The sequence below is a fragment of the Myxococcus stipitatus DSM 14675 genome (assembly GCF_000331735.1).
Classification (GTDB): domain Bacteria; phylum Myxococcota; class Myxococcia; order Myxococcales; family Myxococcaceae; genus Myxococcus; species Myxococcus stipitatus.
The window spans coordinates 8,871,154-8,882,540 of the sequence record NC_020126.1; the positions used below are offsets into that span (position 1 = coordinate 8,871,154).

Here is an 11,387-nt window from a genome sequence, read left to right on the forward strand (position 1 = left end):
TTGCCGAGCGCTGGTCCCAGGTCACGGCCACAGCTCGGATGGAGCTGCCTTATCGCGCGGAGCTGGCGACACGCTTCGGCCGACCACTCGACCATCTCCAGGTCTTCGGCGGCCCCGAGTCCAAGGCGCTCCTCGACTCACTCGGTGCGGAAGCGGCGACGCGCGGCGGGCAGATTCTCCTCGCCGGTCCCGACGCCTCTCTCGAAACCGTCGCCCATGAAGTCGCTCACGCGCTTCAAGCAGGAGCCGCCACCCGTCAGGAGTGGCCCGGTGTCCTCGGCATCAGCGACGAGGCCGAAGCCCGCGCGGATGCAGCCGCTGCCCTCGTGACTCGCGGCGCCCCTGTTCCGTCGAACCTGCTCTCCGCCTCCTCGATGCGGCACGGCTTCATCGCCTTGCGCCGCGCCGCACGCGCACCACCTTCCCCTGAGTCCGTCGCGGAAGGCGCTGAAGAGGCCGAAGACCTCGACGTCGACGACCCACCCGTCGCCGAAGAAACCCCACGCACCCGGACCCCACCCGGACAGGACTCCGCCACTCGCGGCGGTGGTGGAGGAGGAGGCACGGCCCAGCGGCGCACACGCACTCGCCAGGAAGCCCCCGAGGCCCAGCAGACCGCACCTGACGCAGCCCCCACTCCCGCCCAGGAGCCAGGAGGTCCCGAGGCCCCCGAGGCACAGCGCGAGGCCACACTCGAGCCGGGCCCGGACCGACAGGCCGAGATTCGCGAGACCCTCCAACAGGGCCAGGAGTCCTGGGACGCCGCGAGCGGCACCGCGGACGAGCACGAAGTCTCCGTGTGCCCCCGCAGCGGCGTCCGCCCCGGTCAGGAGCCCTTCACCCCCGGCCCGCCCCTCGAAGTCCCCGCCGTCACCACCGAAGCGCCCGCCGCCGCCACGGAGCCCGACCGGGTCGACGAAGCCTCCTACATCAGTGACGCGGACCGCGCCCTGTCCTCCCAGGTCGCACGCGGCCCGTCCGAAGCCTCCAGCTCCCGCTCCACCGAAGCCGAACAGGCCGCCGAAGTGCGCGAACTGGAGCGCAGCCTCGAAGACGAAGCCGCTCCCACTCCGCCCCCGACACCTCAAGTCGAGCTCACGGGCGATGCGAACCCAGGTCAGCTCGCGGACAGGCAGCGCGAGCTCGACGGCGAAGTCCGCGCGAGCGAACAGGCCGCCCACACCCAATCCGAAGAGGACTTCGGAGAAGGACGGCTCGCACCCGAGCAGGACCCGACGCTGGGGCACGACAGCCAGCTGGACCAACTCCGCATCCCCGAGGTGAACCTCGAGGAGGCCATCCCCCGCGAGCGCCTGGACGCCGTCGCCACCGATGCGAACGCGGGCCAGCGGCCCCTCGACCAGGTCCTGGTCGCTCGCGACGAGGACATGCAGCAGTTCCAGGCCACCACCGAGCTGCAATCCACCACCCGCCAGGAGGTGGACCGCGAAGTCAGCGAGAGCGAAGGCGCGGTGGACCGCCTGTGCGCGCGAGCCTGCTCACAGCGAGACCGACAGGACGCGGATGCCACCTCGGGCGTCGCGAGTCGCCGCACCCGCTGGCGCGCGGAGACGGACCGGCACGTCCAACGCCGCCACACGGAGGGACAGACCCTGGTGCGCACCCGCGGGGAACACATCCAGCGCGTGCGCCGGGACACCGATGACCGCGCCGGCCGACGCATGCGTGGCGCACGCACCGAAGCCAACCGCCGCTTCACCGAGGCCCGTGGCCGCGCGAGCAACAAGACCCGTGAGGGCCACAAGCGCAGCTGGTGGCAGCGCGGCATCGACTGGTTCCGAAGCCAGCTCAACAAGCTCCGGAAGTGGATTCGCGACTTCATCGACGCCTGCCGCCGAGCCATCCACGCCTTCCTCGAGGCCGCACGCGCGGCGGCCCACGCACTCGTCGAGGCCGGCCACCGCGCCATCACCGCCACCATCCAAGGCACGAAGCGGGCCCTCGACGTCATCGCCGACAACCTGCCCGGCGAGCTGGGCGAGATTGCCCGCGACTGGCGAGACGACGCCCACCGCTACCTCGACGAAGTCCAAGCCCAGGTCGACGAGACCGCCGCGGACCTGCACCGCTCCATCGACACGCACATCGACGGACTGAAGGAGCGAGTCGACCGGACGCTGGACGCGATGGAGGAGGGCCTGCTCGGCGCCGTCGACTTCCTCGACGACTGCCTCCAGAGCAACCCGCTCATGGCCATCCTCCGGCGCGTGTTCCCAAGCCTCGCGGACCTCGTGGACGAGGGGCTCGACGGGCTCGCGCAGCGCGCCGCGGACCAGGTGAACTCGTGGCTCGAGTCCGCCATGGAGAGCACGGGCCTGGGCCGGCTCACCCAGTGGCTCGAGGACATGCACACGCAGAACGTGTGCAGCGAGGAGGGCGCCGAGGCCGCCGAGGAGCGCACCTGCGCCGCGTTCGAGTCCCTGCTCCAACATGCCCTCGGCTGGTTCGACGGACTGCTCGCCAGCCCCGCGGCCCGCTCCATCCAGGACCGGCTCCAGGCCAACCGCGACGCGGCTGCCGAGGAGCAGGTCAGCTCCGTCGAGAGCTTCTTCGGCTTCCTCCAGCGCTTCGCCCAGCCCATCTACCGCGTGTGGCAGGCCATCGAGAGCGCGGCCAGCAGCATCATGGAGGTGCTCGGCGACGTGGGCCGCACGGTGTGGCGGCACGTGGCGGAGTTCCTCGGCATCGACCCCAACATCGACCCGCTCACCGCGATTCGCAACGGCATCCAGAGTCTGTGGGACACCGTGGTCGAGGCCGTCCAGCCCCTCATCGACGGCATCCGCGGCGCGTGGCGCTGGCTGCGAGACAACAGCCCCATCGGGGCCATCATCGACTTCTTCGGCCGGATTCCGGAGGCCTGGCGCTCGCTCACCGACTTCGCCAGCCGCATCGGCGATGGCATCGCGGAGGCACTCACGGCCGCCGCGGACTTCTTCCGGGGCACCGTGATTGCCGGGCTCGAGCGAGTCCTGCAGGGGGTCAGCGGCGTCTTGCTCCGGGTCGTCAGCGTGGCCGACGCCTTCGCCCAGGGCGTCCTCGGGGCATTGGAGGGCTTGTTGTCGTGGGAGTCGGGCATCGCCCTGCTCGATGCGCTCGTGGGCGTCGTGCAGGCGGTGCTCGCGCCCATCGTGGCCGGACTGCGCCTGCTCGCCGACTGCGCCATCTTCTTCTGGCGCACCATCGCCCGTGGCATCGGCGACCTGCTGAGCTGGCTGCGCACCCTCGCGGACATCGCGGTGGGCATCGTCACCGCGCTGATGGCCCCACCGCTCTCGCTGGTCACCTTCTTCGCGGGCGCGGTGTGGCTCTACATCATTCCGCAGTGCTTCAAGGCGCCCATCCTCAACTTCTTCCTCGATATCTGCATCCGCCTGCTGCGCTTCCTCCCGGAGCCCGCCGACTTCCTGCTCGCCGCCGTCTACAACGGCGCACTCAGCTTCCTGGAGACCATCCGCGCCTCGCCCGATGAGCAGAAGGTGAAGGCCATCGACCTGTTCGCCAGCATCTTCGCGGGCAACGTGGAGCTGGCCGCGGGCTTCGCGGTGGGCTTGCTCAAGGGCGTCTGGGAGAGCACCGGCGGGACCATCATCTTCCTGCTCCAGGCCGTCGGCTGGCTCATCATGCTGCCCGTCCGGCTGGTGCAGTGGGCCGCGGGACTCGCCAATGGCACCACCGAGGAAGAGGGGGTGACGCCCGGCGGAGCAGCCCGTGCGGAGACGTCCTCGGAAGGCGCCACGCAGAGCCCGGAGGAGACGCCGGACGACAGTGGCGTCGCGCTGCGCCACGCGAGAGACCCGCCCGGTCAGCGCGCGAGTGAGTCGAGGCCCGAGGGTGAGTCCCCCCGACAAGCCGACACGCTGCCCGTGGAGAGCGCTCGCGCGGAGGCCTCGCGCACGACGGGAACAGACCCGGAGCGCCCCACGGGGCCCGTGCCGCAGCAGGCGGGCCCCTCGGCGACGGGCGAGGATGCGGCACGCGCACGCGCGGAGCCCGAGCGCCCGGAGGAGCGCGCCGAGGAAGACCAAGGCGCGGTGGGCCCCAGCACGCAGGAGGAGGACGAAGCCGAGCAGGACAGCGGCGAAGAAGAGGAGGAGGACGTCGACGAGACCGAGGCAGGCGAGGAGGAGGAAGGCGAAGTGGGCAGCGACGAGCCCGAGGAGGCCCCCGCCGCGGAGCCGCGTCCCGAGATTCGGGTTCCCACGCCTCGCGCCCCGCCGTCTGCCACCACGCCCCCGGTGCTCGACGCGTCGAGGTCGACCGGCGCGCGTCCGACACCACCCGCCTCCGTGCGCACCTCCGTCCCCCAGCCCTCCGTCACCGCACCGCCCGAGGAGGCCACGGCCGAGCCCGCGACGGGAACCGAGGAAGCCAGCACCGAGTCCGAGGACGGAGCGGAGGCACGCGGCGAGGAGGCGCCCGCGGCACCGGACCTCCCCTCGGTCGCGGACTTCTTCCGTCAGCTCGCGACGGAGGGCTTCACGCGCGATGACGTCCGGGGCTTGCTCGACAGCATCCGCGCCGCCTCGCGCGGTCTCGTGCGCTCGCTCGCGAGGAGCGCCGCCCAGTCGCTCATGCAGGCCCTCAACGCCCGAGGCGCCGCGTTCCAGATTGGCGAGGCCATGGGCACCATCGCCGGCATGGTCGTCGTGGAGGTCGTGCTCGCCATCTTCACGGGAGGAGGCAGCGCCGCCGTGACCGCGGCCAAGGCCGTCCTCCAAGGCAGCCGGGGTGTGGCGCGACTGGCCTCGGTCGTGTCACGCCTGCGGCGCGCGGTGCAGCCGCTCATCGAGATGATTGGCCGCATCCGCCGCGCGGGACAGGGCCTGCTCTCGCGCGTGATGGGCTGGCTCGACAACGTGGTGCAGTGGATGCAGCGCACGCTGCGCCGCGTCCTCGGGCGCGGTGGACACACGCCTCCCGTTCGGCCGCACGCGCCGCGCCCACATGCGCCACGCCCGCATGCGCCCAGACCCGCGCGCCCCACGGGACCGCGCCGCCCCGCCCGGCCCGCCAGACCCGCGCGCCCCGGTAGACCTCGCCGCCCCGCCAGACCCGCGCGCGGACGCCGCCCCGGTCCCCGACGACGCCCGAGCACACCCCGCAGACCCGCGCGGGGACGCGGCAGGGGAAGAGGCCGAGGACGCGGAAGAGGCCGAGGACGCGGACGGGGCCGAGACAGGCGCCGAGGAAGAGACCGTCAGCGCGGCGGCATCGCGGCACGCGTGCGCCTTGCGGCGACCGCGGGATGGCGCGCGGTGCAGGCGCTCGCGCGCATGCGTGTCGTGCCTCGCATGCAGGTCCTCCGCGTCGCTCGAAACGCGGCCCGATCCGCCGCGCCCGGCATCTCCATCCGCGTCGCGTCCCGCCACCTCGGCACGCACATGTGGACGCTGCGGATGACGGGCCGGAGGCGCAACCGGCGGGCCTCCGTCACGCGGGGACGCGCGTGGTTCGGACGCAACGAGCGCAGGCAGCCTTGGTACTCGGCGGCGCCCGACCAGACGGTGCGCCACCGGAGGGCGGTGAGCAACATGGAGCGGCACATCGCGCGGAGGGCGCGTGCGCTGCGCGACGAAACGGATGAGGTCCGGGTCATCCACCGACGGCTCGCGCCTGTCATCTCGCGCGACGAGCACACGCCGTCTCCCGCCCTGCTCCAGGGCGTCACCCTGGACGTGCGGGAGAACGAGTACCACGACGAGGACCGACCCTCGGGAGACACGGACTTGCTGTACCGCTGGACCCTCTCACCGAACGCCGCCGCGCGGTGGTTCCGAGTGCCCATCCCCGCCCTGACGGGCCCGGAGAACGCACCGACGCTCCGGTACGTCCCGGGGACGAACCCGCCCAGGCTCCATCCCTACTTGCGGCGCGCGGGCATCGCGGACCTCTCCCCGACGCCGTATCGGCTGCACCCGCCCACCCGGAGATTCATCCTGCGGCCCAACACCGAGGCGGTCATCACCGATGCGATGTGGTGGGACTTCTCGAAGACCCAGAACGACTACCTCCCCGAGCGCCGGCGCTGGTCCACGCGCAGGTCGGGGCAGTACGGCTTCGTGCCCACGGGCCTGCTCGCCACGATGAAGCAGGAGCGCATCCGCCACGCCCGCAGGTTCTTCACGCAAGGGTCCGCCGCGAAGGGCCGCGTCCTCGCCGCCATCATGGCCCACCGGGGCGGAGACCATCCCCGTCCCTTCCGCTCGCTCCGCGACGAGCAGCGGCACGCCGTCATCCACCCGCACGCGCTGCTGCGGCACGTCCTGGTGAGCTCGGGCATCGAGACGACGCGCGACCTCGCGATGCGGGCCGCCGCCCATCGGCTGCCGGGGGGGAGGACGTCGTCGCCAGGGCCCTCGGGTCAGGCGAGTGCATGGCGAACCCTCCGCGCGGCCGACGCGGAGGCCCAGGCCCAGCTCGGCCGCTACTTCTCCGCCGCGGCCTGGCCCCAGACGCGCCGGCAGCTCATCCGCTCGGGACGCATCGAGGAGAACCACCCGCTCACCAGCAGGACCGGACTCGTCGCCTACACGAGCAGCAACGGCCCCGCCGCCTTCGCCGCGCCCGACCTCCCCTATTACCTCCGGGTGTGGATCGCGAGCCGCTTCAGGGTCCCCGGCGCCATGGGGAACAGGCGGTTGGTTGCCTCCGACAGCGACCTCACGTCAGCGGAGTGGCGGACGGCGCCGGCCGCCTACAAGTCCACGTTGCCACCGCTGACCTTCCCGTCGACCCATGCCCTGGGCCACGTGTACGTCCGCCTCCTCACCAGCGCGGCCATTGATGGCGGCTGGGGCATGAACACCTTCTTCCCGAAGACATGAGCAAGCCATCCCGCCGCGAGCGCATCCAGGAGGAGTTCGAGTCGGGCAAGACCGACTTCGCGGGCGAGCGCCTGCATGGGACCCGTCTGGACGGCGTGAGGCTTCCAGGGGTGAACCTCCAGGAGGCCCGCCTGACGGGCGCGAACCTCCAGAAGGCCGTCCTGACAGGCGCCAACCTCCGAGGCGTCCGAGCCCGTGCCGCCGACCTCTCGGGCGCCGATGTGAGCGCGGCGGTGCTGGACGGGGGCGACTTCAACCGGGCCAAGGCCGACGAGACGAACCTGCGCGGAGCCTCGCTGGTCGAGAGCAACTGGTACCTGGTCCCCATGACGAAGGCGGACCTCCGCGACGCCCACCTCCAGCGGGCCCAACTCCGCCGCTGCCTGCTCGACGGCGCGGACCTGCGGGGCGCCCAGCTCACCGACTGCGTCCTGCGACAGGCCCGCTACACCCAGGACACGCAGTGGCCGGAGGGCTTCGACGGGACACGCTCGGGTGCGCTCGGGCCCGGCGCGGTCGCGACCGGGGCCTGGCACAAGCGCGCCATCCTCATCCAGTACGACCTGCGCGGCGCGAAGCTGGAGGGTATCCGGTTACAGGGGGCCTTCCTGGTCCAGTGCGACCTCCGCGAGGCCGACCTCACCGGCGCGAACCTGCGGGGCGCCCACATCCTGGACTCGGACCTGCGAGGCGCGAACCTGAGCGGCGCGATTCTCCAGGGCGCGGACCTCCAGTCGGCCCACCTCACCGACACCCTGCTGGAGCGCGCCAGCTATGACGCGAGAACCCGCTGGCCCCGCCGCTTCGAGGTCTCGGCGACGGGCGCCATCGGTCCCGCGACGAAGCTGAAGGAGCGGGACCTCTCCGGCGCGAAGCTGCCCGGGTTGGACTTGAGCGGGTGCGACCTGTCGGGTGCCAACCTCCAGGGTGCCGTCCTCTCACGCGCCACCCTGCGAGGCGCGGACCTGCGAGGCGCCGTGCTGTCTGGGGTCCGAGCGGATGGCTGTGATTTCGTCAAGGCCCTGCTCGCGAATACCCAGATGGACCACGCCAACCTGCGCCGTTGCCTCTTCACAGGCGCGGACCTCTCACACGCGGACCTGCGCTTTTCTGATTTGCGCAAGGCCGATTTCACCGGCGCGGACTTGACGGGGACCAATACTGAGGGCGTGAGGAAGTAATCCCCCTCCCCTGGGTGCCTCGGGGCCTTGCGTCTTTACGTGTTTCACTCGCCGTGCTGTATTTTGGGGACAGGGGGCTCACCATCGTGTCCGCGTTCCCACGTTCGCCACGCACGCAGCAAGGCGCGCTCGTCGCGATAGAGCCCCTCGCGTCGACCCCAACGACAGTCCTCTTCCAATACAACCCCCATACCCTCACACGACAGCTCGAGGCGCGTGGCGCGGACGGAGGTCCCGCCGCCACCAGCTACACGGGCGCGCCTGTCGAGACCATCAACGTGGAGGTGGAGCTGGACGCGACGGATGCGCTCGAGGTCCAGGACCCGACCGCGCTCGCGCTCGGCATCCATCCGCAGCTCGCCGCGCTGGAGCGCCTGGTCTATCCGCCCTCGTCGCGAGTCATCGCCAACGTCGCGCTCGCCGCGCTCGGCAGCATCGAGGTCATCCCGCCCTCGGGGCCGCTCATCCTGTTCGTCTGGGGTGTGAAGCGCGTCCTGCCCGTCAGCATCAAGCAGTTCTCGGTGACGGAAGAAGCCCACGACCCGAACCTCAATCCCATCCGCGCGCGTGTCTCCCTGGGCCTGCGCGTGCTGAGCACCGATGACCTGGGTCCCTTGAACCGGGGCCACGACCTGTTCCTCGCGCACCAGGTCGCGAAGGAGGTCATGGCGCAGCTCGCCTCGGTCTCCACCTTGCCCATCCCGTTGAGCCGCTGAGGTCCGTCCATGATTGACTCGACCAGCCGATACGCAGCGCTGAGCCAGACGCCCCTGGTATGGACAGACCCGAGCGGCCGGGAGATTCGCTACGTCCCGCGCCGCTTCCTCGCCCCCGCGGACTCGTACGAGGTGCTCGCGGAGGCGGTGGTGCTGGGAGGAGACCGGCTCGACCTGGTCGCGGTGCGAGTGCTCGGCTCCGCGGAGGCGTGGTGGCGCGTGGCGGACGCCAACGAGACGCTCGACCCCGAGACGCTCACCTCCGAGCCCGGCGTGCGCCTGCGCGTGCCTGTCCCCCGCTAGAGCGCCCCATGCTCCCCTCGGTCATCCTCACGATGCTGGCCGGGCCCGCCGTCCCGCTGCCAGCGCCCGACCTGGCGGCGGTGCTCGACAGCGCCAGCGTCAGCCACAGCGACGAGGGGCGCTCGACGTTCCAGGTGGTGTTCCGCGCCCTGCGCGATGCGACGACGGGGCTCCTGGACCATCCGCTGCTGCTCAGCCAGCGGCTCAAGGTGGGCACGCGACTGGTGTTGATGGTGACGGTCAACGCCATTCCCCAGGTGCTGATGGACGGCATCATCACGCATCAGCAACTCAACCCCGGCGACAAGCCCGGCAGCGGCTCCATCACCGTCACGGGCGAGGACCTGGGCGTGCTGCTGGACCAGATTGAGCTGCGCATGCCCTTTCCGGGCAACGACACGGCGCTCGCCTACCTCCTGCTCGCGCCCTATGCGGCGGTGGGGCTGGTGCCCCTCGTCCTGCCGCCGCCCACGGACATCCCGCCCGACCCCACGCGCGAGATTCCCCATCCCCAGGGCACCGCGTGGGCCATCCTCTCCGAGAAGGCGCGGCAGCACAGCTGCTCGTTCTTCATCTTCCCGGGGCCGCTCCCCGGGCAGAGCACGGCCTACTTCGGGCCGCGCATCCCCGCGTTCATCCCGCAGCGCGCGCTCACCACGGGCATGGGCGCGGCCAACACCGTCACGAGCATCTCCTTCCAGCATGACGGCACCACGTCCACGCAGGTGGTGGGCCTGGTCCAGGACGACAGCCCCGCCGTCACGCTGCCGCCGCTGCCCGTCTACGGCGTCCCGGTGCTCACCCCGCCGCTGGCCACCCTGCCGTCGCTCTACGTCAACCAGCCCATCGTGAAGCTGAAGTACCTGGAGCCCACCACGCGCTCCAACTACGTGCGAGCGCTGCTCCAGGCGTCGTCGGAGACGACCAGCTCCACGGTGAAGGCGGTGACGGCCTCGGGCGAGCTGGATACGGCGCGCTACGGGATGGTGCTGTACGCGCGCCAGCTCGTGGGTGTTCGGGGCGCGGGCTACAGCTTCGACGGGCTGTACTACGTGAAGAGCGTCTCGCACACCATCAAGCGCGGTGAATACAAACAGAGCTTCCAGTTGTCGCGTGAGGGGCTCGGCTCCACGGTTCCGGCGGTCATCCCATGACGGCGTACTACGGAAAGTATCGCGGCACGGTCATCAACAACTTCGACCCGCTCCAGATTGGCCGGGTGCAGATCAGCTGTCCCGCCGTGCTGGGGGAGAGCGTGCTCGCCTGGGCCATGCCGTGTGTCCCGTATGCCGGCGACGGAGAGGGCCTGTTCCTCATCCCGCCTATCGGCGCGAACCTCTGGGTGGAGTTCGAGGCGGGAGACCGCGACAAGCCCATCTGGGTGGGGGGCTTCTGGAACGTGGGCCGCACGCCCGCGCTGCCCGCGCTGCCCACCACCAAGGTGCTGAAAACGGGCGGCGCCACGCTCAAGCTGGATGACCTGCCGGGCGCGGGCGGCGTCACGTTGGAGGTAGGCCCTCCGGTGGTGGCGATTCCCGTGAAGATTGCCCTGAGCGCGCAGGGCATCGAAATCTCCTGCGGCGGCGCGAGCGTGAAGCTCGACCCCGTGCGCGTGAGCCTCAACAACGGTGCCCTGGAGGTGGTGTGATGGGTTCTCCCGTCCTGCATCAGGGAGCGATGGTGCAGTGTCCGCACGGCGTCCCCGCGCAGCCCATTCCGTCGCAGGTGCGGGTGATGACGAACAACCAGCCGCTGCTCACGCAGAGCGACGTCTTCACCATCGCGGGTTGTCCCTTCCAGCTCCCCGGGCCCACGCCGTCGCCGTGCGTCCAGGTCCGCTGGGTGACCGCCTCGCTGCGCGTGCGCGCCTCCGGGGTGCCGGTGCTGCTCCAGACGAGCTCCTCGCTGTGCCTCGCGGGCACGCAGGCGCCACAGGGCCCCGCACTGGTCGCGGGCGTCTCGCCCAGGGTCAGCGCGCTATGAAGACGCTCTCCTTCCCCTACCGCATCGACCAGACCGGCCGCACGGCGATGGCGGGGCCCGATGACGAGCTGCGGGAGCTCATCGAGCAGTTGCTGTTCGTCGCGCCTGGCGAGCGGGTCATGCGCCCGACGTTCGGCAGCGGCGCGGCGCAGCTGGTCTTCGCACCGGCCAGTGAGCAGATGGCGGCGACCGCGCAGCACCTCGTCCAGGGCGCGCTGCAAGCGTGGCTGGGCGACAGAATCCTCGTGGAGGGCATCGACGTGCAGGCGGAGGAGTCGGTGCTCACCGTGACGCTTCGCTACCGGACGCGCATCACCGCCGAGACACGCAGCGTGGTCGTCAGAGGGCAGGTGTAG

Annotated in this window: 8 protein-coding genes; all 8 read left to right on the forward strand. The window is 71.2% G+C overall.

The window, feature by feature from the left end:
• The first annotated feature begins 38 nt into the window (after positions 1 to 38).
• Positions 39 to 6,848, forward strand: coding sequence for an eCIS core domain-containing protein (locus MYSTI_RS34235; RefSeq protein ID WP_233278049.1), 6,810 nt, complete (start codon positions 39 to 41; stop codon positions 6,846 to 6,848).
• Positions 6,845 to 8,029: a pentapeptide repeat-containing protein gene (locus MYSTI_RS41180; RefSeq protein WP_015352425.1), complete on the forward strand. Its 1,185-nt coding sequence runs from the start codon at positions 6,845 to 6,847 to the stop codon at positions 8,027 to 8,029. The genes MYSTI_RS34235 and MYSTI_RS41180 overlap by 4 nt, the downstream gene beginning before the upstream one ends.
• Positions 8,030 to 8,115: 86 nt before the next feature.
• A complete protein-coding gene (locus MYSTI_RS34250; RefSeq protein WP_044282165.1) occupies positions 8,116 to 8,745 on the forward strand; it encodes a hypothetical protein in 630 nt (209 codons plus the stop codon).
• A gap of 9 nt (positions 8,746 to 8,754) precedes the next feature.
• Entirely contained in the window at positions 8,755 to 9,048 is a 294-nt protein-coding gene (locus tag MYSTI_RS34255) for a hypothetical protein (protein ID WP_015352427.1), read from the forward strand.
• Between the two features lie 8 nt (positions 9,049 to 9,056).
• Entirely contained in the window at positions 9,057 to 10,202 is a 1,146-nt protein-coding gene (locus MYSTI_RS34260; RefSeq protein WP_015352428.1) for a hypothetical protein, read from the forward strand.
• Positions 10,199 to 10,696, forward strand: coding sequence for a phage baseplate assembly protein V (locus MYSTI_RS34265; protein ID WP_015352429.1), 498 nt, complete (start codon positions 10,199 to 10,201; stop codon positions 10,694 to 10,696). The genes MYSTI_RS34260 and MYSTI_RS34265 overlap by 4 nt, the downstream gene beginning before the upstream one ends.
• Positions 10,696 to 11,031: a PAAR-like protein gene (locus MYSTI_RS34270; RefSeq protein ID WP_015352430.1), complete on the forward strand. Its 336-nt coding sequence runs from the start codon at positions 10,696 to 10,698 to the stop codon at positions 11,029 to 11,031. The genes MYSTI_RS34265 and MYSTI_RS34270 overlap by 1 nt, the downstream gene beginning before the upstream one ends.
• Positions 11,028 to 11,387 (forward strand): GPW/gp25 family protein, encoded by a 360-nt coding sequence (locus MYSTI_RS34275; RefSeq protein WP_015352431.1) that lies wholly within the window; start codon positions 11,028 to 11,030, stop codon positions 11,385 to 11,387. The genes MYSTI_RS34270 and MYSTI_RS34275 overlap by 4 nt, the downstream gene beginning before the upstream one ends.